Source organism: Kluyvera intermedia (genome assembly GCF_034424175.1).
GTDB classification, from domain to species: domain Bacteria; phylum Pseudomonadota; class Gammaproteobacteria; order Enterobacterales; family Enterobacteriaceae; genus Kluyvera; species Kluyvera intermedia.
In genome coordinates this window covers 371,239-396,600 of record NZ_CP139986.1, presented here as the reverse complement: position 1 = coordinate 396,600, position 25,362 = coordinate 371,239, and the positions used below count along the sequence as shown (strand labels likewise).

General features: G+C 53.6%; 23 protein-coding genes and 1 pseudogene. 3 read left to right on the top strand and 21 right to left on the bottom strand.

The genetic code is table 11. From position 1 onward, the window contains the following. Positions 1 to 56: 56 nt before the first annotated feature. A complete protein-coding gene (locus U0026_RS01825) occupies positions 57 to 752 on the bottom strand; it encodes a pirin family protein (protein ID WP_062775605.1) in 696 nt (231 codons plus the stop codon). A gap of 126 nt (positions 753 to 878) precedes the next feature. Next, positions 879 to 1,910: an oxidoreductase gene (locus U0026_RS01820; protein ID WP_062775603.1), complete on the bottom strand. Its 1,032-nt coding sequence runs from the start codon at positions 1,908 to 1,910 to the stop codon at positions 879 to 881. Between the two features lie 267 nt (positions 1,911 to 2,177). Between U0026_RS01820 and yhhY the strand changes: the two genes are divergently transcribed. Further along, on the top strand, positions 2,178 to 2,678 hold the full coding sequence (yhhY, locus tag U0026_RS01815; RefSeq protein ID WP_062775602.1) for an N-acetyltransferase: 501 nt from the start codon (positions 2,178 to 2,180) through the stop codon (positions 2,676 to 2,678). A gap of 52 nt (positions 2,679 to 2,730) precedes the next feature. On the opposite strand, the gene U0026_RS01810 is transcribed toward yhhY, so the two are convergent. The 4 genes from U0026_RS01810 to ggt form a co-directional block, all read right to left on the bottom strand. Continuing rightward, positions 2,731 to 3,414, bottom strand: a complete 684-nt coding sequence (locus tag U0026_RS01810; RefSeq protein WP_062775600.1) for a DUF2931 family protein — start codon at positions 3,412 to 3,414, stop codon at positions 2,731 to 2,733. A gap of 21 nt (positions 3,415 to 3,435) precedes the next feature. After that, positions 3,436 to 4,116 (bottom strand): DUF2931 family protein, encoded by a 681-nt coding sequence (locus U0026_RS01805; protein WP_062775598.1) that lies wholly within the window; start codon positions 4,114 to 4,116, stop codon positions 3,436 to 3,438. Then, the gene (tssD, locus tag U0026_RS01800; protein ID WP_062775596.1) at positions 4,113 to 6,107 is read right to left on the bottom strand and encodes a type VI secretion system tube protein TssD; all 1,995 of its coding nucleotides are present in this window, start codon (positions 6,105 to 6,107) and stop codon (positions 4,113 to 4,115) included. The genes U0026_RS01805 and tssD overlap by 4 nt, the downstream gene beginning before the upstream one ends. A 196-nt stretch (positions 6,108 to 6,303) precedes the next feature. Continuing rightward, positions 6,304 to 8,043: a gamma-glutamyltransferase gene (ggt, locus tag U0026_RS01795; protein WP_062775593.1), complete on the bottom strand. Its 1,740-nt coding sequence runs from the start codon at positions 8,041 to 8,043 to the stop codon at positions 6,304 to 6,306. Between the two features lie 121 nt (positions 8,044 to 8,164). Here ggt and U0026_RS01790 point away from each other — a divergent pair. Then, positions 8,165 to 8,479 (top strand): annotated as a pseudogene (locus U0026_RS01790) (DUF2756 family protein); the annotation flags it as partial. A gap of 8 nt (positions 8,480 to 8,487) precedes the next feature. Here U0026_RS01790 and ugpQ read toward each other — a convergent pair. The 10 genes from ugpQ to livK all read right to left on the bottom strand — a co-directional run bounded on the left by ugpQ (position 8,488) and on the right by livK (position 18,646). Continuing rightward, positions 8,488 to 9,228 carry a glycerophosphodiester phosphodiesterase gene (gene ugpQ, locus U0026_RS01785; protein WP_062775591.1) on the bottom strand — a complete coding sequence of 247 codons (741 nt, stop codon included), beginning with the start codon at positions 9,226 to 9,228 and terminating at the stop codon, positions 8,488 to 8,490. After that, positions 9,225 to 10,295 (bottom strand): sn-glycerol-3-phosphate import ATP-binding protein UgpC, encoded by a 1,071-nt coding sequence (locus U0026_RS01780; RefSeq protein ID WP_062775589.1) that lies wholly within the window; start codon positions 10,293 to 10,295, stop codon positions 9,225 to 9,227. Before U0026_RS01780 ends, ugpQ begins: the two co-directional genes overlap by 4 nt. Positions 10,296 to 10,297: 2 nt before the next feature. Beyond that, complete coding sequence (gene ugpE, locus U0026_RS01775) at positions 10,298 to 11,143, bottom strand: sn-glycerol-3-phosphate ABC transporter permease UgpE (protein ID WP_062775587.1); 846 nt, start codon at positions 11,141 to 11,143, stop codon at positions 10,298 to 10,300. After that, positions 11,140 to 12,027, bottom strand: coding sequence for a sn-glycerol-3-phosphate ABC transporter permease UgpA (gene ugpA / locus U0026_RS01770; RefSeq protein WP_062775585.1), 888 nt, complete (start codon positions 12,025 to 12,027; stop codon positions 11,140 to 11,142). The genes ugpE and ugpA overlap by 4 nt, the downstream gene beginning before the upstream one ends. A gap of 130 nt (positions 12,028 to 12,157) precedes the next feature. Continuing rightward, positions 12,158 to 13,474 (bottom strand): sn-glycerol-3-phosphate ABC transporter substrate-binding protein UgpB, encoded by a 1,317-nt coding sequence (gene ugpB / locus U0026_RS01765; protein WP_062775583.1) that lies wholly within the window; start codon positions 13,472 to 13,474, stop codon positions 12,158 to 12,160. Between the two features lie 325 nt (positions 13,475 to 13,799). Continuing rightward, positions 13,800 to 14,513: a high-affinity branched-chain amino acid ABC transporter ATP-binding protein LivF gene (gene livF, locus U0026_RS01760; RefSeq protein WP_126440957.1), complete on the bottom strand. Its 714-nt coding sequence runs from the start codon at positions 14,511 to 14,513 to the stop codon at positions 13,800 to 13,802. A 1-nt stretch (position 14,514) separates the two neighbouring features. Beyond that, positions 14,515 to 15,282, bottom strand: coding sequence for a high-affinity branched-chain amino acid ABC transporter ATP-binding protein LivG (gene livG, locus U0026_RS01755; RefSeq protein ID WP_035892174.1), 768 nt, complete (start codon positions 15,280 to 15,282; stop codon positions 14,515 to 14,517). Beyond that, positions 15,279 to 16,559, bottom strand: coding sequence for a branched chain amino acid ABC transporter permease LivM (livM, locus tag U0026_RS01750; protein WP_062775581.1), 1,281 nt, complete (start codon positions 16,557 to 16,559; stop codon positions 15,279 to 15,281). The genes livG and livM overlap by 4 nt, the downstream gene beginning before the upstream one ends. Beyond that, positions 16,556 to 17,482 carry a high-affinity branched-chain amino acid ABC transporter permease LivH gene (gene livH / locus U0026_RS01745; RefSeq protein WP_062775580.1) on the bottom strand — a complete coding sequence of 309 codons (927 nt, stop codon included), beginning with the start codon at positions 17,480 to 17,482 and terminating at the stop codon, positions 16,556 to 16,558. Before livH ends, livM begins: the two co-directional genes overlap by 4 nt. Positions 17,483 to 17,536: 54 nt before the next feature. Further along, the gene (gene livK / locus U0026_RS01740; protein ID WP_062775578.1) at positions 17,537 to 18,646 is read right to left on the bottom strand and encodes a high-affinity branched-chain amino acid ABC transporter substrate-binding protein LivK; all 1,110 of its coding nucleotides are present in this window, start codon (positions 18,644 to 18,646) and stop codon (positions 17,537 to 17,539) included. Between the two features lie 443 nt (positions 18,647 to 19,089). Between livK and panM the strand changes: the two genes are divergently transcribed. After that, on the top strand, positions 19,090 to 19,461 hold the full coding sequence (gene panM / locus U0026_RS01735; protein ID WP_062775577.1) for an aspartate 1-decarboxylase autocleavage activator PanM: 372 nt from the start codon (positions 19,090 to 19,092) through the stop codon (positions 19,459 to 19,461). Between the two features lie 87 nt (positions 19,462 to 19,548). Here panM and livJ read toward each other — a convergent pair whose 3' ends face one another. From livJ to ftsE, 5 genes are all read right to left on the bottom strand, one after another. Beyond that, on the bottom strand, positions 19,549 to 20,652 hold the full coding sequence (gene livJ / locus U0026_RS01730; RefSeq protein ID WP_153741984.1) for a branched chain amino acid ABC transporter substrate-binding protein LivJ: 1,104 nt from the start codon (positions 20,650 to 20,652) through the stop codon (positions 19,549 to 19,551). A 343-nt stretch (positions 20,653 to 20,995) separates the two neighbouring features. Then, positions 20,996 to 22,201, bottom strand: coding sequence for a 4-aminobutyrate--2-oxoglutarate transaminase (locus U0026_RS01725; RefSeq protein ID WP_412099050.1), 1,206 nt, complete (start codon positions 22,199 to 22,201; stop codon positions 20,996 to 20,998). A gap of 332 nt (positions 22,202 to 22,533) precedes the next feature. Further along, the gene (gene rpoH, locus U0026_RS01720; RefSeq protein WP_062775572.1) at positions 22,534 to 23,388 is read right to left on the bottom strand and encodes an RNA polymerase sigma factor RpoH; all 855 of its coding nucleotides are present in this window, start codon (positions 23,386 to 23,388) and stop codon (positions 22,534 to 22,536) included. A 253-nt stretch (positions 23,389 to 23,641) separates the two neighbouring features. Beyond that, complete coding sequence (gene ftsX / locus U0026_RS01715) at positions 23,642 to 24,700, bottom strand: permease-like cell division protein FtsX (RefSeq protein WP_062775570.1); 1,059 nt, start codon at positions 24,698 to 24,700, stop codon at positions 23,642 to 23,644. Continuing rightward, positions 24,693 to 25,361, bottom strand: a complete 669-nt coding sequence (ftsE, locus tag U0026_RS01710) for a cell division ATP-binding protein FtsE (RefSeq protein WP_062775568.1) — start codon at positions 25,359 to 25,361, stop codon at positions 24,693 to 24,695. Before ftsE ends, ftsX begins: the two co-directional genes overlap by 8 nt. Position 25,362: the final 1 nt, after the last annotated feature.

Here is a 25,362-nt window from a genome sequence, read left to right as displayed (position 1 = left end):
AGATGGCACAACCTCCCCGCAAGATTAGGGAGGTTGTGTGATTTATTTAAGCCGGATCAAACTGGTGGCAGATCGAAGAGTAAAATCTCACTTTCGCTGTCTGCATGGACTGAAATCGCCTGCTCGTCCCAAATTGCCAGGCCATCGCTGGTGGTGGCTTTGGTACCGTTAATGGAGACTTCCCCTTTCACCACCTGGATCCACACGCGGCGGTCGGCAGCAATCTGGTGAACCGACTGTTCACCTTTTGCCAGCGCCCAGCGGTACAGTTCCATGTCCTGATACACTTTCAGCGAACCTTCACGCGCATCCGGTGACAGCACCAGTTGTTTGCCCTGCGCAGCGTCAAACCGGCGCTGTTCGTAGCGCGGCGTGATGCCGGTGGTTTCTGGAATAATCCAGATTTGATACAGGTGTAATTTGTCGGTCGCGCTTGGGTTGTACTCAGAGTGACGCACCCCGGTACCCGCACTCATAATCTGGAACTCGCCCGCCGGAACCTGTTCTTTGTTGCCCATGCTGTCCTGGTGTTCAACGGCACCTTCCAGAACGTAGGTCAGGATTTCCATGTCTTTGTGCGGGTGAGTACCGAACCCCTGCCCTGCGTCAATCACGTCATCGTTAATGACGCGCAGCGCGGAGAAGCCCATAAAATTCGGATCGTAATAGTCTGCAAAAGAGAAGGTATGCCAGGAATCCAGCCAACCATGATTTGCGTGACCACGTTCGTTTGCTTTGCGTAAGAAAATCATTTGCTACCCCCTCATGTTTTCGATGAAACAAGTTTGGACGCAAACCGCTAAGGATGATAGTGGGTGAAAATTGACGCCTCTAGTCAAAAAATATGAACAAGATGAGAGGCGTCAATAAGGCTTATTTTAGAGGGTCACAGTGGCTGGAGATGGCTGGGCGAAACCGTGCTCGAGGATCTCCATATTTGTCAGAGCATCAGATTCACTGACGAAGTTTTCACAGCCATTGACCAGCGTTTGATACAGCGCATCGTAGACACGCCCGTAGTCACCGGTTTCCACCGCAACCTCTTCGCGTACGGTGTTCCCCGCATCGTCCACGTATTCCAGAATGCCGATACTATGGTCAGCGCCAAAGCCCGGCTCACCCGGCATAATATTGGCCTTCAGGCTGGTTTCCTGCTGATCGATACCGTATTTGATAAACGATCCCTTGTGGCCGTGAACAATAAATTTCGGGTATTCGAGCTTCACCAGATGGCTGCTTTTGACGATCGCTTTCAGGTCGCCGTAGAACAGCTGGGCTTCAAAGGTATCGTCCGGATTCGCTTTATTACGCAGGTGGCGAATATCGTAAGACACCTGCTGCGGGCGGCCAAACAGCGAAATGATCTGGTCCATGGTATGCACGCCCAGCCCATAAAATACGCCATCCTGCGGCAGACCCGGCTTTCCAGCATCCACCGGACGGTAGCTGTCGAAGTGGTTTTCAATTTCAATAATCCGCCCCAGTTTGCCGCTCTCAATCACTTTTTTGGTGGTCAGGAAACAAGAATCAAAGCGGCGGTTCTGGTACGGCGAAATCGTCAAGCCTTTGCTTTTCGCCAACGCAAACAGTTCTTTTGCCTGCGAAAGCGTTGGGGTGAAGGGTTTCTCCACCAGCACGTTTTTCCCCGCTTCCAGCGCTTGCTTCGCATAATCAAAGTGGCTATCGGCATGAGTGCAGACCACCACCAGCCTTACCTGCGGGTCATTGAGGATATCGTCAAGTTCGCTGGTGAAATGGATATGCGCGTACTGTGGCAGTTGCTCGTCAGGCTTCGGGCTACGACGATAGATATGTGCGACATGCCAGTCGGCTTTGCGGTGGAGGACGTAAGGAAGATGGTAACGCGTGGCGCTTTTGCCAAAGCCGATAAAGGCACAGTGTAGGGTCATGGTTCAGTCCTTTTGAAAATAATTGCTGAACACCATAGCGCAACGACAGGCAAAAAAAAGCCAGCATTAAGCTGGCTAAAGTAATACTGGAAGCAATGTGAGCAATGTCGTGCTTTCAGAAGCTCCGCAAGGACGCCCTGAAAGCAGGACAATAATAATCATTCTCATTCGCACTTGTCCAACACTTTTTGCAAAAAAAGCTAATTGACGCAAGTTTCATAATCAATGATGTTAAAAGGGACTTTTCATCGACAAAGGAAATGAAGAATGAGTGACATCGTGATACGCCATGCTGAACCGAAAGATTACGACGCTATCCGTCAGATCGGCGCCCAGCCGGAGGTGTACCACAACACGCTACAAGTTCCTCATCCTTCAAGCCAAATGTGGAATGAGCGGCTAGCCGACCAGCCCGGCGTTAAACAACTGGTCGCCTGCATTGATGAACAGGTGGTCGGCCACCTCGCACTCCAGATTCCTCAGCGTCCACGCCGCAGCCATGTCGCCGATTTTGGCATTAGCGTTGACTCGCGGTGGCACAATCGTGGCGTCGCCAGCGCGCTGATGCGTACGATGATCGATATGTGTGATAACTGGCTGCGTGTCGATCGTATTGAATTGACCGTATTCACCGATAACGCCCCTGCGGTGGCGCTGTATCAGAAACACGGCTTTGAGATTGAAGGCACCGGCAAACGATACGCACTGCGCAACGGCGAGTACGTGGATGCGTACTTTATGGCGCGATTGAAGCCGTCTCTTGGCTAAAAGATTGGAGGGGAAACCCGAGATGCTCGGTTTTCCCCTCTGTAGCGGCCTTTTACCACTCCCCGTACGGATAGGTTTTTCCCTTCATTGAATCCTGTATTTCCTGGGAATAGCGGTAATTGCGTAGGAAATCGCTGTCAGCACCGTTTTTGCAGATTGTGAGATCAGCGCCTGAGACAGTGTTGATTTTGTAGGGGGTGAAGGCGATGGCGGGATAGTCATTGATATCCGGAAACCAGGTTCTCACTTTGCCGCCAGGAGAAAGGCCAAACAACATATTACGATACCAGATAGGCTCGCCATTCCGACGGGCATGCGCAGCAGGAGTCTTCATTCGTAGCCAGATAATGGGCGAAAACATCACGCTGGTTTCATAGGTTTTTTTATCAATGAAGGAATCCCAGCAGAAAATCATGTACTGAGGTGGCATTTTTACCTGGTTGAATTGAGCCCCTCCGCCGTGTGTCCATTTCGTCCATGAATCTACCGAGTCGGGATCGCGGGATGTCGGATCAAGCGTGCGGAAGGTATACAGACGTCCGTCGGTATCAAGCACTCTGACAAGACTCACCTCAGCCGGTAGCTGCCATGGGGTAATAAACGAAAAACTCCACTTTCCATAAGGTAGCGACCAGTCACCGCTGGCAGCCTGTTTCGACTGTACAGGGTGGGTATTAGACTGACTGCAACTTGCGGTCATGAGCACGGCCAGTATCAGCGTTTTGGGTAAGTTCATTGTTTTATTCCGTCCATGCAATCACCACTCCCCGTAGGGATAGGTTTTTCCTTTCATTGAATCCTGTATTTCCTGGGAATAGCGATAGTTGCGCAGGAAATCGCTGTCGGCACCGTCTTTGCAGATTGTGAGATCAGCACCTGAGACGGTGCTGATTTTGTAGGGGGTGACGATTAGCGCGGGGTGAGAGCCTGCATCTGGGAACCAAATCCTGACCTTACCGCCAGGAGAAAGTCCAAACAGCATATTGTCGTACCAAAGTGTTTTTCCGCTGAATAAGTGGTCGGCTGGCGTTTTCATCCTCTGCCATGTGGCGGGCGAAAACATCACGCTGGTTTCGTAGGTTTTTTTATCGATAAAGGAATCCCAGCAGAAAATCATGTACTGGGGCGGCATTTTTACGTTATTAAAATTCACGCTGCCGCCGTGGGCCCATTCTGTCCATGAAGTTACCGAGTCAGGATCACGGGATGTCTGGTCTATCGTGCGGAAGGTATACAGACGTCCATCAGTATCAAGTACTCTCACTAAAGTAACCTCAGCAGGTAACTGCCAAGGTGTAATAAATGAGAAACTCCATTTTCCGTAGGGTAGCGACCAGTCACCGCTGGCAGCTTGTTTTGACTGCAGTGGGTGAATTTTAGGTTGACTGCAACCTGCGATCAGGAGTGCCACCATTATCAGCGTTTTGGGGAAGTTCATTGCTTTATTCCATCCATGTTGTAAACCGTTCGCACCCAGTCTTCATCAGGCCTGTTCACAAACCCCACCGTTTCTGAGGCAGAAGCACCTCCCCGAAGTTCTCCATACTGATCTGTCGCAACTGCATTCCAGCTCGCCGAGCAATGGATATATGACCTTGCAAGGGTATCAATCTCCTCTGGGCTGAACCCAATGGCCGATGTCCGTAAACGAGCCGCTTTGCCCATTGCTCTCGCCTTTTCACTGAGTAGAGAAAGTGAGGCTGGCATTTCAGTTCCTCTTTTTCGTGCCACATCATCAAACAACACTCCTGCATCCTTCGCAGCATCCAGCATCACCCGTAGCGTCACCATCGACCAGTCGTGTTTGACAATCCGATGACGCAGCGCCAGCGCGGCAAAACTGCGTTTTTGCATTTGCCCATAGCGGTCGGCGGGTACGAAACCATCTTCCCAGGTGTGCGTGGTGACCGTATTGGTGCGAACAATGGGGGCAATAGCGGCAGAACGCTCCAGTTCCGGCAGTTGGGCAGCCGCCTGCCGGTACACGCGCGAACGCTCGTTTGGCGTGTCGACGGGTAACGTTTCGACTAATGGACGAGAGAGGAAAAGATCTTCGCGAGTTTGCGGTAGGTAACCGCCGCCGATGTCCGAATGTGCTCCAGGCAGAGATAACTCCGGCCACGCGGGAGAGACGCTATTTAAGGCGAAGTTATAGCGGCATTCATTCTGGGCAGTGATATGAAAGACCTTCTGAGCGACGCCGGGACGAAGGGCGAGATTAGCGTCACCCGTGTCGGCACTGTGGGGATCCATACCATTTGCCGGTGTTCCAATTGCCGCAACGGTATCAAACAGACCGATAAAGCGGGTTTTACCTGCCGCTGTTCCAATGTACTCGTGCTGACCCATTCCCGACGCAATCGCGTTGATAATGTCACGGTCTTCACACTGGATACGGTTTGCAAAATGGCGTGCCGCCGCCGCGCCACGGCTAAAACCAAAGATATCAAACAGCAAGGTGTCGACAACAAATTTACCTTTTAATAAATCTGCGGCTGCCTCTATTGTTAACTTGACCTGTTGCACAGCATCATCCGTTTTCGCAATCACCCCACACTCCGCCAAGCCAAGCCCCATCCCTATCACACTATCGGGCTTACCAGCCTGAGTGCCGATTCCTTCGACATAAATTGCCTGCTGCAAATAGCCATCAGTTGCCGAAAATGTTCGGTTATACAGTTCATGCAACCAATGAATATTCGTGTAATACCCCGAATAACTGGTCGCTTCGGCCCCACTTAGCCCCATTAATTCAGACGCGCTACGCTTAAGAATGCTTTCCGCATCCGGGCTCGCCAGGTCAAAACCCTGCGCCGAGCATGAGGCCAGCATATTCTCCGTATTGGCCGCGTTATTCCCCGTGCCGTCGAAAAAGATCCCCAGCACCAGCGTGACATGACGTACCGGCGGCTCTTCCGGGGGTTTTGGCTCAGGCGAAATAGGTGTGGGTGGAAACAGTCGGCTATAATTCTCCGGCGCCACCAGATAATCAAATTCCGTGCCGGCCATCAGATGGCGGCTATGAATATAATCATAATTCACAGTAATATATTCATAGTGTAAAGTATTGGTATCAACTCGGGTGTCAACACCGCTTATCCTTGCGCCTCGAACCTCAATAAGATAATACTTTTCCATTCTGCCAAAACGATTAACACGATAAATACTAAACACCATATTTAATGATTCATTGTTATTAATCGCATTCATCAGCAACGGCGAACTTTTATCGATAATCTTACAAAAAGTTATCCCCTGTGCATTAACACCCGCCCCCGTGCTGCTAAACGACTTCACCAGGCTAAAGACAAAAACCTCATCTTCATGTCCGTGCTGGTAGCGATTACCAACCGATGCATCAGAGCCACAGTCTTTAGATATTTCCCCCTGAACCTCACCATTAATCGTCACATAAATAATATCACTCATCACTCACCCATCCATGAATACTTTATTACCATAGAGAGTAAGTAATATCCCCAGAAAATAACCTGCTAACGGTCAAATATAAATATCATTTAAGCATCATTAATAATAATGAAACAACATCATCGATATTAAGGTGAATATAAACAATTAATACATTCACGAGATAAATACGGCCCGAGTTGGGCCGTCGTGAAATTTAATACCCTGCGGTTAAATCATCCGGGGAGCGAGGATCCGACGCACCGTACAGCGTTCCGTCCGGGCCAACCATAATGCTTTGCGTGCTGCCCATCGCTTCTTTCAATACTACCTTTTGTCCCTTACCTTCCAGAAGCTTCAGCGTGTCCGGGCTAAAGCCCTTCTCAACGCGAAGTTCGTCAGGCAGCCACTGGTGGTGGAAGCGCGGCGCATTGGTGGCTTCGGCTACGTTCATGCCGAAATCAACGGTATTCACCACCATTTGCAGTACGGTGGTAATAATTCGGCTACCGCCCGGGCTGCCGGTCACCAGCCAGGTTTTGCCATCTTTTACCACGATGGTTGGCGACATGGATGACAATGGCCGCTTTTTCGGCCCCACAGCGTTAGCATCACCGCCCACCAGCCCGTAGACGTTGGGGACGCCGGGCTTGGCGGAGAAGTCATCCATCTCATTGTTCATCAGAATACCGGTATTACCCGCCACGATGCCGGTACCAAAAGTGGTGTTCAGCGTATAGGTCACCGCCACCGCATTGCCGTCTTTATCCACCACCGAGAAGTGGGTGGTCTGGTTGCTCTCATACGGGGCCAATTTACCCGGTTTTATCTCACTGGAGGGTTTAGCTTTATTGAGGTCAATCCGCTCGGCAATCGATTTGGCGTAAGCTTTGTTGGTCAGCGCCTGCCACGGCACCTTCACAAAATCCGGGTCACCGAGGTACTCCGAGCGGTCGGCGTAGGCCTGTTTTTCCGCTTCGGCCATCAGCTGCATCGCGTCGGCACTGCCAAAACCGTATTTGTGCAGGTTAAAATTTTCTAGGATGTTAAGGATCTGCACGATATGAATCCCGCCGGAAGACGGTGGCGGCATGGAGAAGACCTCATAGCCACGGTATTCCCCGCTAATTGGCGTACGCTCAATCGCTTTGTAGTTGGCTAAATCCGCTTTACTCAGCAGGCCGCCGTTTTGATGCATCTCGTCGGCAATCTGTTCGGCAATCGCCCCCTTGTAGAAAGCATCCGGGCCATTTTGGGCAATCAACGTCAGGCTGTTGGCCAGATTGGTCTGTACCAGTTTTTCACCTTGCTTGAGCGGCTCGCCATCTTTCCAGAAAATCGCTTTGCTATTGGCATGATGAGGCAGTACTTCACTGCCGTAGGTTTTGAGATCGTCAGCCAGTGCGCTATTGATGATAAATCCGTCTTGCGCCAGCTTGATGGCGGGCTGAATCACTTTATTCAGCGGCAGAGTGCCGTATTTCTCCAGTGCCAGCGAGAAGCCCGCCACGGTGCCCGGCGTACCGGAAGCGAGATGCGAGGTCAGCGATTTCTTAGCGTCTGGATTACCTTCGCCGTCGAGGAACATATCGCGGGTTGCCTGCTCTGGCGCCATTTCGCGGAAGTCTATCGCAACGGTTTTGCCCGCTTTGGTGCGCAGCATCATAAAGCCACCGCCGCCCAGATTTCCCGCCTGTGGATGGGTGACCGCCAACGCATATCCCACGGCAACGGCGGCGTCGACTGCATTACCACCTTGACGCAGAATATCGACCCCCACCTGCGTGGCCATTGCATCCACCGAGGCCACCATTCCCTGTTGGGCGCGAACGGGGTGGAATACATCCTCCTCAACGCCGTAAGAAACCGGCGGTGGTGGTGCAGACACGGCGCTAAAACAGCTTCCTGCGAGCAGAGCAGCAAGCGCCACCCGGCATAAAAATGTCGGCTTTATCATTAGCATAATTCTCCAGAGTAGAGGGGAAGCCCCGCACTAAGCCTGGTTCATAATGCTGAAATAATCCTCGTTATCCCCGGAACGGAGTAAACTTAAGAAATCCCTCAAAGGAGGACAGAAGATGAAACGATTACCGATCCTGGTGCTACTGCTGCCGTTTACCGCACTGGCCGCACCGTTGAATATCGATAACAACCCCAACCAACCGGGTTATGAGATCCCCAGTCAGCAGCGGATGCAGTCGAAGATGCTGAACCAGCAGCAGCAAAATAAAGGGATGTTGAATCAGCAGCTTAAGACGCAAACGCAGCAACAACAGCAGCATCTGCAAAATCAGATGAACAGCAATCAGCAGCGTATTGAGCAAAACCAGCCCCGAATGCTCAATAGCCCTAAGCAGCCACAACCTCTGCCCAGTTCGAACAGCGGCATGTTGAAGCAATATTAAGGCTGGAAGTTCGGGCCAATCACGTCAATCGCATCGGTACAGATGCTGTTCACGCCCCAGCGCAAAAGCTCTGCCGCGCGCTGGGGGTTATTCACGGTGTAAACCAGAATTTTTAGCCCGGCGTCATGCAACGCATCCACCCGATTTTCATCCAGCAGACGATGGTTAAGGTGAATAGAGACGCAGCCCAGACGCGCGGTGAGTTCACGCCAGTCGTCGCGCCACTCGTCGAGCAGCAGACCGCGCGGCAGTTCGGGAGCGGCAAGCTGTGCCGCTTCCAGTGCATCAATCTCAAACGAAGACAGCAGCGGCGGGGTCATATCGGCCCACAGCTCACGCGCCGCCAGCGCCACCACTTTACCGGTCAGCGGCCCGGTGCCGGTGGACGGTTTAATCTCAATATTGGCCATCATGCCATGCTGGCGGCAACGCTCCGCCACCTGTGAAAGCAGCGGCAACGGTTCACCTTTAAAACCACTGCTAAACCAGCTACCGGCATCCACACGCAGCAGATCCTGCCAGTTGAGATTGCCCGCGACGCCCCAACCGTTGCTGGTGCGTTCGAGATTGTCATCATGCAGCAAGAAAATCTGCCCATCTTTCGACAACTTGGCATCAAATTCGATCATCAAATGACCGTAGTGCGCGCCAACATCAATCGCCGCTAGGGTGTTTTCCGGTGCCAGCTTACCGCCGCCACGGTGGGCGACGATATGGGGATAAGGCCAGTTACTCATACACGTAATCCTGTTTCACCTTCAAAGAGATGCAGATGGTCGTCCGGAATATGCAGCCACAGCGTGGTGCCTGCGTTTGGGCGTAGTTGATGCGGCAGTCGCACCACCATTTTTTGTTCGCCAAAACGTCCATGGGCAAGGTTATCGGCCCCTAAAATCTCCAGTGTTTCAACGACCATCGGCACGCCGTTTTCCGCCTGCGAGCTTAGCGCAATATGTTCCGGGCGGATACCCAGCGTCATGCGTCGCCCGGCAAATTGATCGCGCGAGCCCGGCAGAGGGAATTGCATACCATTTTCCAGCACGAAGCGCGTGCCGGAATCATCCATCTGCCCTTCCAGCAGGTTCATCGCCGGGCTACCAATGAAGCTTGCCACAAAGCGGCTGGCGGGCTTCTCGTATACTTCCACCGGTGTACCAATTTGCTCGGCAATGCCTTTATTCATCACCATCACGCGCTGGGCAAGGGTCATCGCCTCGACCTGGTCGTGGGTCACATACAGCGATGTGGTCTTCAGGCGACGATGAAGGTGCTGGAGTTCCAGGCGCATCTGCACGCGCAGCTTAGCGTCGAGGTTGGAGAGCGGTTCATCAAACAGGAACACCGCTGGGTCACGCACGATGGCACGGCCCATGGCGACACGCTGGCGCTGTCCGCCGGAGAGCTCGCGCGGACGGCGTTTTAAAAGCCCGTCCAGCTCGAGAATACGCGCCGCTTCCTGCACTTTTTCAGCAATGTGCGCTTTGCCCATGCCGCGAATTTTCAGGCCCCAGGCCATGTTCTCTTCCACGCTCATATGTGGATAGAGCGCATAGTTCTGGAACACCATCGCAATACCGCGATCTTTCGGCTCCATATCGGTGACGCGTTTGCGGTCGATCCAGATATCACCGCTGGTCACCCGCTCAAGCCCCGCCACCATGCGCAGCAGCGTCGATTTACCACAGCCCGACGGGCCAACCATGACAATAAATTCCCCGTCCGCCACGTCCAGCGTCAGCGGTTGGATCACCTGGGTCTTGCCGTCCCAGCTCTTGGTTACTGCTTGTAGTTTTAAACCAGCCATTTTTATTTCTCACTATCGACCAGGCCACGCACAAACGCGCGCTGCATGGCTAAAACGATGACAACCGGAGGGATTAACGTCAGCAGCATCGCTGCCATGACCTGATTCCATTGCGTGGTGCCTTCACCGGTGGCGATCATCCCTTTGATGCCCGCAACGGCGGTGCCGAGGTTAACGTCGGTAACAATCAACAGCGGCCACAGATACTGGTTCCAGCCGTAGATAAAGGTGATAACAAATAGTGCCGCCAGATTGGTTTTCGACAGCGGCAGCACGATGTCGCGGAAGAAGCGCATTGGCGAAGCGCCATCGATGCGCGCGGCTTCAATCAGCTCGTCCGGCAAGGTCATAAAGAACTGACGGAACAGGAAAGTGGCGGTAGCCGACGCCATCAGCGGCAAGGTTAAGCCTGCGTAGCTATCAAGCATTTTCAGGTTGGCGATCACCTCCACCGTCGGGAAAATACGCACCTCAACCGGCAGCATCAGGGTGATAAAAATCATCCAGAAGAACAGGTTACGCAGCGGGAAGCGGAACCAGACAATGGCGAAAGCGGAGAGCATCGACACCGTGATTTTGCCGACGGTGATGGCGAAAGCCATGATGAAACTATTGAGCATCATCAACCAGAACGGGGCACTGTTGGCCCCGACGCCGTTGACCCAAATCGCCTTCATGTTCTCCAGCAGATGGCTGCCAGGAATCAGCGTCATCGGCGTTTCAAACACCGCTTTGTTATCCAGCGTTGCCGCCGTAAAGGCCACATACAGCGGGAACAGAATCACGATAATGCCGAGGATAAGCATGGTGTGGCTGAATATCGTCAGCCCGCGACGGTTCTCAATCATTGGTAGCGCACCTTTCTTTCCACGTAGCGGAACTGCACCACGGTCAGGATGATGACGAGGAACATCAGCACCACCGATTGCGCAGCAGAGGCCGAGAGATCAAGGCCAGCAAAACCTTCGCGGTAAATCTTATAGATAAGCGTGGTAGTAGCCTGTACCGGCCCACCGGCGGTGGCGGCGTCAATCACCGGGAAGGTGTCGAAGAAGGCGTAAACCAGATTCACCACCAGCAGGAAGAAGCTCACCGGCGCAATCAGCGGCAGCGCCAGCTTGAAGAAGCGGCGAATCGGGCCAGCACCGTCAATAGCGGCGGCTTCGACCAGCGAGCGGGGAATGGACTGTAGCGCGGCGAAGAAGAACAGGAAGTTGTAGCTTATCTGCTTCCACACCGAGGCGAAGACCACAAGGAACATCGCCTGGCCGCTGTTCTGCGCGTGGTTCCAGTCATAGCCAAACTCGCCGAGGAAATGGGTAATCAGCCCACGTCCGGGGTTAAACAGGAAGATCCACAGCACGGCGGCAACCGCCGGGGCGACGGCGTAAGGCAGTAGCATCAGCGTTTGATACAAACGGCTGCCGCGTACCACATAATCCACCAGCGCGGCGAAGAATAGCGAGACCAGCAGGCCGCTGACCGTAACCATTGTGCTGAACTTAATGGTCGTCCAGAACGAGTCGAGGTAGTAGCCGTCGTGGAACAGCGTAATGAAGTTATCCAGGCCAACGAATTCGCTGGAGAGACCAAATGGATCGACGTTTTGCAGTGAGTACCACAACGCTTCACCCGCAGGCCAGATAAAGAAGATAACGGTGATGACCAGCTGTGGCGCGACTAACGCGTAGGGCAGCCAGCGGGATTTAAACACCGGACGGGATGAGGACATAGTTAAACTCTGCGTTGGTTTCCCCTCACCCCGGCCCTCTCCCCAAAGGGGCGAGGGATAAAAGATGGTGCCGAGCGGTCCCCTCTCCCCTATGGGGAGAGGACTAGGGTGAGGGGTTCAGGCTATAAAATTAAGACTTGGTCGACTTCTCAAAACGACGCAGCAACTGATTTCCACGCTCAACCGCGGAATCCAGCGCCTGCTGAGGCGTTTTCTTGCCAGTCCACACGCTTTCCAGCTCTTCATCAACGATGGTGCGAATCTGCGGCATATTGCCCAGACGCAGCCCTTTGGTGAACGGCAACGGCGGCTTATTCAGCATCTGACGGGTTGCAATATCCGCGCCGGGGTTCTTCTCATAGAAGCCCTGCTGACGAGTCAGGTCGTACGCAGCGGTGGTAATCGGCAGGTAGCCCGTTTTCTGATGCCATTCGGCGGCAATTTCCGGTTTCGCCAGGAACTCGAGGAACTTCGCCACGCCGGTGTAAGTCTCTTTGTCTTTGCCCTGCATCACCCATAGGCTTGCCCCGCCGATGATGGCGTTTTGCGGCGCGCCCTTCACGTCGGCATCGTATGGCATCATGCCGACACCGTAGTTGAACTTAGCGTACTCACGGATAGCCGCCAGCGAGCCGGAAGAGGCAGTAGTGATGGCACATTCACCGCTATAGAATTTCTCGGTGGATTCGTCTTTGCGTCCGTAGTAGCTGAAGTCGCCCTTCTTGTTCAACTCTTCCAGCAGCGCAATATGTTTAACCTGCTCTGGCTTATTGAACTCCAGCACTGCATCAGTGCCGTCGAAGCCGTTATTTTTGGTCGCGACCGGCAGGCCGTGCCAGGCACTGAAGTTTTCAATCTGGATCCAACCCTGCCAACCGCTGGCATAGCCGCACTTCATACCTGCCGCTTTGAGCTTAGCGGTGTAGTCGGCCAGATCCTGCCAGGTTTTCGGCGGCTGCTCAGGGTCTAAGCCCGCTTTCTTGAAGGCATCTTTGTTGTAATACAGCACTGGAGTAGAGCTGTTAAACGGCTGGGAGAGCAGATGGCCGGTTTTAGCGTCGGTGTAGTAACCGGAAACGGTCGGCACAAACTGAGACTCATCGAACTTAATACCGGCATCGCTGAAGACCTGGTACACCGGCTTAATCGCCTTCGAGGCCATCATGGTCGCGGTACCCACTTCATACACCTGTAAAAGTGCTGGAGCATTACCGGTACGGAAGGCGGCAATACCTGCACTCAGGTTCTGCTCATAGTTACCTTTGTACACCGGCGTAATTTTGTAATCCGGGTTGGCGGCGTTAAAGCGCTGCGCCAGAGAGTCCACCTCTTTACCCAGTTCCCCTTCCATAGAATGCCAGAATGGAATAGTGGTAACAGCCATAGCCTGACTTGCGAAGGCCAGGCTCATTGCCAACCCTAAAGCTGTATGTCGTAACGATATCATCGGTTATCTCTCTTTTTGTGCCGGGATGCGCGATATCACGCGTTTTATGTTCGCGGGGGTAACATGACATGCTCGAATGACAGAAAAATAACTTTTTTATTACAAAAAAAAGATAGTAAGGCGACAAAGGGATGGCAAGGCGGTGACGGTTCTAAGAGAGGAAAGTGGGAGCTAAGACACGAATAGGGGATGTTCTGTTCCCGGGGTCGGCGCAAGCGCCTCGCCCGGACGACGGGTTGCCGGATGGCGATGCTGGCGCATCTTATCCGGCCTACAATGCCATAGGTAGCCCGGCTAAGCGAAGCGCCGCCGGGTTTGCTGTAAATTAACCACCGAGGTAGGCGCTACGTACCGCCTCGTTCGCCAGCAACGCATCACCGGTATCAGATAGCACCACGTGGCCGTTTTCCAGCACGTAGCCACGGTCAGCAAGCTTCAGCGCCTGGTTAGCATTCTGCTCGACGAGGAAGATGGTCATGCCCTGTTCACGTAACTGTTCGATGGTGTCGAAGATCTGCTGGATGATGATCGGAGCTAACCCAAGAGAAGGCTCATCCAACAACAGCAGGCGTGGTTGGCTCATCAGCGCACGACCAATCGCCAGCATCTGCTGTTCACCGCCGGACATAGTGCCCGCACGTTGAATACGGCGCTCATGCAAACGCGGGAACAGGTCGTACACCCACTTGATGCGTTCCTGGAACTGATCACGTTCGACAAAGAAACCGCCCATCGCCAGGTTCTCTTCCACGGCCATGCGCGAGAAGACACGACGCCCTTCCGGGACAATCGCCACCGCTTCGCGCATGATTTTCGCCGTCTGCCAGTCGGTAATGTCTTTATCATCAAAGACAATCCGACCGCTGGTGGCGCGCGGGTCGCCGCACAAAGTACCGAGCAGCGTGGTTTTACCCGCGCCGTTCGCGCCAATCAGGGTGACGATTTCACCTTGATTGATATGCAGGCTGACATCGTGCAGCGCCTGAATCTTGCCGTAGTGGGCGCTGACTTTACCAAACGATAACATCACTTTATCCATTTTATGCCTCGCCAAGATAAGCACGGATCACGTCCGGGTTGTTACGGATCTCTTCCGGTGTGCCGTTCGCCAGCGGGGTCCCCTGGTTCACCACGTAAATACGGTCAGAAATGCCCATTACCAACTTCATATCATGTTCAATCAACAAGATAGTGGTGTTGTGATGATTACGCAGCTCGGCAATCAGTTCATCCAGCTCTTTGGTTTCTTTCGGGTTCAGCCCTGCCGCCGGTTCGTCCAGCATCAGAATTTCTGGCTGCGTCACCATGCAGCGAGCGATCTCCAGCCGACGCTGGTCACCGTAGGCCAGGTTACTGGCCTGACGGTTAGCGTGCTCAAGCAGGCCAATACGCTCAAGCCAGGTGGCGGCGCGGTCCAGCGCTTCACTCTGTGCGCGCTTGAAAGACGGGGTTTTCAGCAGGCCGGAGAAGACGCCGGTTTTCAGTTGCTGATGTTGCGCCACCAGCAGGTTTTCAATCACCGTCATTTCGCGGAACAGACGCACGTGCTGGAAGGTACGCACCACGCCCATACGGGCGATTTGCTGACCCGGCAATCCTTCAAGATGCTGGTCTCGCAACATAATGGTGCCGCCAGTCGGTTTGTAGAAACCGGTCAGGCAGTTAAAGACCGTGGTTTTACCGGCCCCATTCGGGCCAATCAGCGAAACAATTTCCTGAGGATGCAGCTCCAGCGCCACGTTGTTGACCGCCAGCAGGCCGCCAAAACGCATCATCAGGCCGTTAACGGATAATAATGGCTGACTCATGCCTGCTCTCCTTCTTTCGCTTTCCCGCTTTTCAGTTTCAACTGTGGACGGGTCATCGGCAGAAGCCCCTGAGGGCGCCAGATCATCATCAGCACCATCAATCCACCGAGCATCAACATGCTGTATTCATTGAAGTCACGCATCAGCTCACGCGATACCACCAGCAGGATGGCCGCGAGGATCACCGCAAACTGCGAGCCCATACCGCCCAACACCACAATCGCCAGCACGAAGGCCGACTCGGCAAAGGTGAACGATTCCGGGCTGACAAAGCCCTGGCGCGCAGCAAACAGCGTTCCGGCAAAACCAGCAAACGCGGCACTGATGGTAAAGGCGGTCAGCTTGATGCGCGTCGGGCTTAAGCCCAGCGAGCGGCAGGCAATTTCATCTTCACGCAGCGCTTCCCACGCACGCCCCAGCGGCATACGCAGCAGACGGTTAATCACAAACAGCGAGAAGACCACCAGCAGCAGTGCCACCAGATAGAGGAAAATCACGCGGTCGGACGGGTCGTACTTCATGCCAAAGAAATTACTGAAGGTATCCCAGCCGCCTTCACGGGCGCTGCGGCTGAACTCCAGACCGAACAGAGTCGGTTTCGGGATCTGGCTGATACCATTCGGGCCGCCGGTCACTTCGGTATTGTTAAGTAGCAGGATACGGACAATTTCACCAAAGCCTAAGGTCACAATCGCCAGATAGTCACCGCGCAGCCGCAGTACCGGGAAGCCGAGCAGGAAGCCGGCCGCTGCCGAAACCAGCCCAGCTATTGGCAGACAGGTCCAGAAACCCAGACCGTAATAATGGTTCAGCAACGCAAAGGTGTAAGCACCTATGGCATAGAAGCCGCCGTAACCCAGCACCAGCAGGCCAGACAGCCCCACCACCACGTTCAACCCCAGGCCGAGGATGATGTAAATCATGGTCAGGGTGGCAATATCCACCGTGCCGCGCGACACCATAAACGGCCACGCCACGGCAATCACCAGCAGCGCAATCAGGAACAGCTTTTGTTTTACGGTTGAGCCGTCGATCGCGGGCAGAATAAACTTCGGCCCGGAGACGCTTTTGAGCCCTTTCTGGAACAGCGGGCGTAGCATCTGAAACAGGAACACCACCGCCGTGCCGATAAAGATCCACTGCCAGCGGATATCCGCCGCGCTACCGACCACCAGTTTGGTGCCGTCGAGTTGCAGTTGAACGCCCATAAAGACGCCCGCCAGCACAAAGAACATCGCCGCCGACAGCAGCGCCATCGCAAATTGCATCGGTTTCATACTTTCTCTACCTCCGGGCGACCCAGGATGCCAGTCGGCATCACCAGCAGCACCACGATCAGCAGCGCGAACGACACCACGTCTTTGTATTCAGTACTCAAATACGCCGACGACAGCGCTTCTGCGATGCCAAGGATCAGCCCGCCAATCATCGCCCCTGGAATGCTACCGATGCCACCAAGTACGGCGGCAGTAAAGGCTTTCATCCCGGCCATAAAACCGATGTATGGGTTAATCACGCCGTAGAACTGGCCCAGCAGCACGCCCGCCACCGCCGCCATTGCCGCGCCGATAACAAACGTCAACGCAATCACGCGGTCGGTGTTAATGCCGAGCAGGCTGGCCATTTTCAGGTCTTCCGCACAGGCACGACAAGCGCGCCCCATGCGTGAATAACGGATAAACAGCGTCAGCGCCAGCATGGCAACAAAGGTCACAATCCAGATAACCAGCTGCATAGTGGTGATAGATGCAGAGAAGTTCTCGCTGCTGCCAACAATCCACTGGCCGTTAAACAGGCTTGGCAGCGCCACGTCGCGTGAGCCTTCAGTCAGGCTGACGTAGTTTTGCAGGAAGATTGACATCCCGATAGCGGAGATCAGCGCAATCAGACGCTTGGAGCTACGCACCGGGCGGTAGGCCACCCGTTCGATGCTCCAGCCATAGGCGCTGGCAATCACAATTGCCCCGACGAAGCCCGCGGCAACCAGCAGCCAGCCGGTGTCGATGCCCATCATCATCAGCGCGGCTATGATCATAAAGGAGACATAACTACCGATCATGTACACCTCGCCGTGGGCGAAGTTGATCATGCCGATAATCCCGTACACCATGGTGTAACCGATGGCGATCAGTGCATAGGTGCTTCCCAGCGTTACGCCGTTAAACATCTGCTGCACGAAGTAGAGAACTTGCTCTGACATAAATTAGCCTTTTGCTACCCCCGCGGATCTACGCCCGCCAGGGGAAAATGAAGGTTACTTCGCCACCGTGGACGAGCCGTCGGCATGCCACTGGAAGACACCAAATTCAAATCCTTTCAGATCGCCTTTGTCATCCCAGGAAAGCGGCCCAATCACGGTTTTCGCGCCGTTCGCTTTTAAGTCTTTAATCAGCGCCAGCGGCTCATCACTGCCGGTGCGTTCCATGGCGGTAGCCAGAGACTGGACGGCAGCGTATGTGATCCAAACATACGGGCCGCTTGGATCTTTCTTCTGCGCTTTCAGGGCATCGACGATAGCGCTGTTTGCCGGATCCTGGTCATAACGTTTTGGCATGGTCACCAGCATGCCTTCACCCGCATCGCCCGCAATGTTCGACAGCGAAGCGTTACCCACACCTTCTGGGCCCATAAACTGGGTTTTCAGGCCAACCGAACGCGCCTGGCGCAGCATCTGCCCCATTTCCGGGTAGTAGCCGCCGTAATACACGAAGTCGATGTTCTCTTTTTGCAGACGGGCGAGCAGCGCGGAGAAATCTTTTTCACCGGCGGTAATGCCGTCGAAGAAGACGACATTGGCTTTCGCTGCCTTCAGGCTTTCCTGAACAGAACGCGCCAGGCCTTCACCGTATTGCTGTTTGTCGTGGATGATAGCGATGCGCTGAGGCTTTACTTTTTCCACGATATATTTTGCAGCCGTCGGCCCCTGAGAAGAGTCGAGACCTGTGGTACGCATGATGTATTGATAGCCGCGCTGAGTCAGCTCTGGGTTGGTCGCCCCCGGAGAGATCATCAGAATGCCTTCGTCTTCATAGATATCTGAAGCTGGCTGCGTGGAGGAAGAACACAGGTGGCCGATAACGTATTTAATGCCGTCGTTGACGATTTTGTTGGCCACCGCCACCGCTTGTTTTGGATCGCAGGCGTCGTCGTACTCAACGCCGACCAGCTTGTCGCCCTTGATACCGCCCTTGGCATTGATGTCTTTAATGGCCTGACGTGCGCCATTGAACTCCATATCGCCCCACTGCGCGACCGGGCCGGACATCGCCCCAACCACCGCAACCTTGATATCGTCAGCCATCGCCGTCTGAGACATAGCCAGCGCGATCATCCCTGCGATTACTGTTTTTGTATTCCTTTTCATACTTCGGGATCCCCATTCGTGATGTCGTGTTTACACGTCGTGGCGTGTATATATTTTGTAATTACATGGTTAAAAAGCATTCTGTACTTTTACTATACAACGCTATTTTTGCCATTATCTTTAATGGGTTAGCGAAGCTTTTTGACCAAATACAGACTAAATTCTCTATTTTTCAGTCTATTAAGAAAAGATAATATTCTGATTTTTACCATAGATAAACAAAAATAAGTCCACTTTTCAGCATAAAATAACGACATAAAGGGCCGAATAAAACGCTGGTTATCAGGTTAAAATACTGGGTATTTTTCGATCCATAATGTTTCAAACTGCCTGAGCGAGTATCGAAAAATTAATCACCTGTCTGAAGCGCCAAAAAGAGAAAGCCTCCAGCAGAATAAATTGAGTACACTGGCCGCAATTTTTTAGATTCGAGCAAGCCGCAAATGAAACTGACCATCATCCGTTTAGAGACCTTTAGCGACCAGGACACAATCTGCCTGAGTAAGATTTGGCCCACTTCCATCCCTGACGAGCGGTCTCTTGATGACGCGCACCGTCTTTACGCCGCTCGCTTTAACGAGCGTCTGCTCGCCGCCGTGCGCGTGACGCTTGGCGAAACACAGGGCGTTATGGAGGATTTATGCGTACGCGAAATTACCCGCCGTCGTGGTGTGGGTCAGTATCTGGTGGAAGAAGTGATGGCTGATAATCCGCAGATTAGTCGTTGGGTTCTAACGAAGGCGAGTCTGGAAATGGCGGCATTTGCTAAAGCGTTAGGGTTTGTTTTACAAGGTGAAGATTGGGTTAAAGAGTAGAGCCCGATCCCGGCGGCGCTGCGCTTGGCCGGGCTACGAAGGATCGGTAGCCCGGCCAAGCGCAGCGCCGCCGGGAAAGCTCAAATATTACTTAGCGTCGGTCGCCGTACCGTTGGCATGCCAGTTGAAGATGCCGAATTCGAAGCCTTTCAAGTCACCTTTCTCATCCCATGACAGCGGCCCCATCACGGTATCAACGGTGCTGGCCTTCAGGTATTTGGCAATCTCAGCCGGATCGTCTGAATGGTTCAGACCCGCCTGCAGAGATTGCAGCGCCGCGTAAGTCGTCCAGACGAATGCTCCGCTTGGATCCTGTTTCTTGGCTTTGATCGCATCGACAATCGGTTTGTTTGCCGGAAGCTGGTCGTAGTTCTTCGGCTTAGTCACCAGCAGGCCTTCCGCAGATTCACCGGCAATGTTAGACAGCGACACATTCGCTACACCTTCTGGACCCATGAATTGGGTTTTCAGGCCAGCCGCACGAGCCTGACGCAGAATCTGCCCCATTTCCGGGTGATAGCCACCGAAGTACACGAAGTCGATATTTTCTTTCTTCAGACGCGCCACCAGGGTGGAGAAATCTTTTTCACCGGCAGTGACACCGTCAAAGAAGACCACATTCGCGCCGCCTTTCTTCAGACCGTCTTGCACCGAACGCGCCAGACCTTCACCGTACTGCTGCTTGTCATGCACAATAGCAATGCGCTGTGGCTTCACTTTGTCGATGATGTATTTTGCCGCCGTTGGGCCCTGGTCAGAGTCCAGACCGGTGGTGCGCAGAATCAGTTTATAACCACGCGCGGTCAGCTCCGGTGCAGTCGCCGCCGGTGTGATCATCAGAATACCTTCGTCTTCATAGATATCGGACGCAGGCTGGGTGGAAGAGGAGCACAGGTGACCGATGACGTACTTGATGCCGTCGTTGACCACTTTGTTCGCGACAGCCACCGCTTGTTTCGGGTCACAGGCATCATCATATTTGACGATTTCCAGCTTGTTGCCTTTGATGCCGCCCTTGGCGTTAATGTCGGATACTGCTTGTTCTGCACCGCTAAATTCCTGATCGCCATACTGCGCAACCGGGCCAGACATTGCCCCCACGACAGCAATTTTAATATTTTCTGCTAATGCCATATTGCTGAATGCCAGTGCAATACATCCTGCCAGTAACGCTTTACCCTTCATATTCATCCTGAGGTTCCCCATTGTTATGGTTATTGCATTTGTTGTGATGTTGTTATTTAGCACATTATTCTTACATCACTATTACGGTGAGTATAAGATATTAGTATAGTGGGAGTATGCGGGTGCTTTTGCAGCATACTCTGCTAAAACATACCCCATTTTTATGGATTTGAAACGTTTATTTTGACGGATTTGTAACGTAAAAATGACAAAAAACGGCGAGCCGGGGTGGATGAAATGTTGGGTGTATCCCCGGCGGCGCTGCGCTTGGCCGGGCTACGGAAAGTGATTTCATTTTGTTGCAGGCAATGTAGCCCGGCCAGGCGCAGCGCCGCCGGGAAGGGCTCAATTATTCGGTTAATGCCCGACGAATCACCTCCAGCGCTTGCTGGAACTGCTTCTCAGGGATGGTGAGCGGATACAGGAAGCGAATCACGTTACCGTAGACACCACAGCTCAGCAGCAGCACGCCTTCAGCCAGCGCGCGTTCCTGAACGAGTTTGGTGAACTCCGGCGACGGCTCCTGGGTTTGCGGGTCAATAAACTCGACCGCCACCATTGAACCCACACCGCGCACATCGGCAATCGCCGGGCAGCTCACGCGCGCGGCATTCAATACTTCAATCAGATGCTGGCCCAGATGATTTGCCCGAGTACACAGTGCCTCTTCTTCAATCACGTCCAGTACCGCGAGCGCAGCCGCAATCGCCAGCGGATTACCGGCGTAGGTACCACCAAGCCCACCGGGAGCGGGAGCATCCATCACGTCCGCACGCCCAACGACGCCGGAGAGCGGGAATCCCCCTGCCAGGCTTTTTGCCATAGTGATGAGATCGGGCTTAACGCTATGGTGCTCCATCGCAAACAGCTTACCGGTGCGGGCAAAGCCGGTCTGCACTTCGTCGGCAATCAACAAAATGCCGTGGGTATCGCATAGCGCGCGCAATCCCTGCATAAAATCAGCAGGTGCGACAACAAAGCCCCCTTCCCCCTGGATTGGCTCAAGAATAATCGCGGCGACCTGATCCGGGCTAATATCCGCTTTAAAAATCTGGGCCAGGCTTTTTAACGCCATCTCCGTAGTAATACCGTGGGCAGCATTCGGGTAGATTCCATGGTAAACCGAGCCGGGGAACGGGCCGAAGCCGATTTTATAAGGCGCCACTTTGCCGGTCAGCGCCATGGTCATAAAGGTGCGTCCATGGAAGCCGCCGCCAAAGGTAATCAGTCCTGGACGTTTAGTGTAGGCGCGGGCAATTTTCACCGCATTTTCTACCGCTTCCGCGCCTGTGCTAAAGAATGCCGTTTTAGCATCTCCTTCAATGGGCGCTACGGCATTAATACGTTCTGCTAATGATACATAGCTTTCATAGGGGACAATCTGGTAGGCGGTATGGGTGAATGCCTTGAGTTGGTTCTCGACGGCCGCAATCACCTGCGGATGACGGTGACCGGTATTGAGCACCGCAATCCCGGCGGCAAAATCAATATACTCATTACCTTCAATATCCCACAGCGTGGCGTTTTCCGCGCGTTCCGCGTAGAAACCACACATCACGCCAACACCGCGTGGCGTGGCCTGTAAACGCCGATGATTCAGTGACTCGTTACTCACGTATACCCCCTGCCGTTAAAAGACGGAAAAATACATAGCGCTTATTTAGTCTTTGCCATCGGCTTCATTAGCGCCAGCGGTAAAAGGGAAATAAACAGAGGAAAGCGTGATGACGGTGGGATTATCGGAGTGACGAACCCGTAGGCCCGATAAGCGTAGCGCCATCGGGCAGATCGGCGCAGATTGCCGGATGGCGGCTGTACCTTATCCGGCCTACAAAAAACAAAACCCCCGAATTTACATTCGAGGGTTCATTGGGCGCGTTGAAAAAATCAGGCTTCGATAGCCGCACGCAGTTTTTTCATCGCATTCTTTTCAAGCTGGCGAACACGCTCGGCGGAAACGCCATAACGGTCGGCCAGTTCTTGCAGCGTAGACTTGTTGTCTTCGTCCAGCCAGCGGGCGCGGATGATGTCCTGGCTACGTTCGTCCAGGCCCTGCATCGCGTCGGTCAGCTTGTTCGCTGCCTGCTCTTCCCAGTTATCGTCTTCAATGCCGTCGGCAAAGTTGGACGATTTATCCTGCAGATAGAGCACCGGTGCCACAGCATGGCTTTCGGAATCGTCGTCGGAAGACATATCAAACGCCATGTCCTGTGCCGACATACGAGATTCCATTTCGCGCACGTCTTTGCTGGAGACGCCCAGCTCACGCGCTACCATCTCAACTTCATCCTGGTTAAACCAGCCCAAACGCTGCTTGTTTTTACGCAGGTTAAAGAACAGCTTACGCTGTGCTTTGGTGGTGGCGACTTTCACAATACGCCAGTTACGCAGCACGTATTCGTGGATTTCGGCTTTGATCCAATGCACGGCAAAGGAGACCAGGCGCACACCCACTTCAGGGTTGAAGCGACGCACTGCTTTCATCAGGCCAATGTTACCTTCCTGAATCAAGTCTGCCTGCGGAAGGCCATAGCCCGAATAATTACGAGCAATATGAACAACAAAGCGCAGGTGTGACAGGATCAGCGTTTTCGCTGCTTCCAGATCGCCCTCATAATGCAGTCTTTCAGCCAGCGCCTTTTCTTCATCAGCCGTCAACATCGGCCATGTGTTCGCAGCCCGGATATAAGATTCCAGGTTACCGACAGGGGCTAACGCTAAATTACGCATATCTTTGATCATTCAAATCCTCTCAATTCACTTCATGCTGGCGGAGGCTTGTCGACATACGCAACAAACATGCCAGGCTCTAGCTGCGAGAATAACATCCGCTCTTTTATCAGACAGTGAGTTTATCCACAAGTTCAGTGCAACAGTGTGAACAAATTACGCACAAAATGTGACACGCGATAGCCGCGAGGGCAGAAAGATGGGGTTTATAACACATCCCCCGCGGACGGAAGTCGTCGCAGGGGATGATTATAACAGAACTTTTTTAATCGGGGGTAAAGTGGCGTAAATGTTGTACTGTGGCAAGCCACGCTGCCACCCAGCCAATCATTGAACTCAGCAGCAGTAACAGCAAACACTCGTCAAACGACAGGCCGCTTAGCTCAAACTGCGTGCCAAATACCCGCGCCACTTCGGTGACTGCCGATGACAGACGCATCACCAGAATTTCCGACAAAATCAACGACAAGAATGCGCCGGAGAAGCCGAGCAACGCACCGCCGTAAAGGAACGGACGCAGGATAAAGCCATCCGTCGCACCAATCAGTTTCTGCACGTTGATGCTGTCACGACGAGCGAAGATGCTCAGACGCACGCTGTTACCAATGACGAGGAAGACTGCCGCCACCATCAGTACGCCGATCATTGCCGACACACGCCCTACCAGACCGGTTATCGACGCCAGACGGGAGAACCAGCTGTCATCCATACGCACTTCGTTAACGCCCTGCACCTGCGCCACACGGTCACGCAGGGTATTTAAAGCATCGGTTGTCTGGAAGTCGATTTTCGGGATCACCACCGCCACAGCGGGCAGCGGGTTCTCTTCGAGCATATCCAGCGCACCGCCAAAGCCCGACCAGTTCCGGAATTCACCCAATGCTTCATCGCGCGAAAGGTAATTGACCTTATCGACGCCCTGTTCGGCCTGAAGCTGCCCCACGACTCTGGCGGCCGCATCGTCATCCAGCGTTTTTTCCAGATAGACGGTGATCTGCGGTGACGGATAGTACTGTGAAGCCGCGGTATTGACGTTTTTGTAGACCATGTAACACACGCTTGGCAGCGTCAGTGAGATGGCGATAACCATCACCGTCAGGAAGGTGGCAAGCGGTTTGCTTTTCAGATCCTGAACGGCGCCCTGCCAGGCGTAACGTACCTGCTCGTTGAAAACGTTGGTTTTACGCGAGTTCGGTTTAGGTGCCGGCTTGCCGCGCTTTGGTGCCTGACGTCCGTTATCGCCAGAGGCCGTCACCGATTTACGGAAACGGTCAAGACGACCGCCGAACTGGCGAATCTGGTTGATTGCATCGCGCTTATTCACTCGTCAGGCCTCCATGCAAGTGACCTTCGCTCAACGTCAGCATGCGGTACGAACGACGCGAGATCAGGTTCAGGTCGTGCGTGGCCATCAGCACCGTTACGCCGACGCGGTTAAATTCTTCAAACAGGCGCAGAATACCTTCCGATAGCGCATCATCAAGGTTACCGGTCGGTTCATCCGCCAGCAGTACGGCGGGTTTATTCACCACCGCGCGGGCAATCCCTACGCGCTGCTGTTCACCGCCGGAGAGCTGAATCGGGAGGTTTTTCGCTTTATCGAGCAGACCGACTTTATCCAGCGCCGCCGAGACGCGACGACGAATGTCATCGTAGCTAGCACCCGCGATAATCAGCGGGATTGCCACGTTATCAAACACGGTACGGTCCATCAGCAAATGGTGATCCTGGAAAATCATACCGATCTGGCGACGCAAAAACGGCACCTCACGGTTTTTCAGGCGGCTGATATCATGGCCGCCAAATAAAATTTTCCCGGCGCTTGGCCGCTCAATCCCACAGATAAGCTTCAGCAAAGTACTTTTACCTGCACCGGAATGACCGGTCAGGAATGCCATCTCGCCTGGCTGCAGGTGGAAAGTGACACCCTGCAGCGCTTGTCTCCCGCCGAGATAGGCTTTGCTGACGTGTTCAAAGCGAATCATG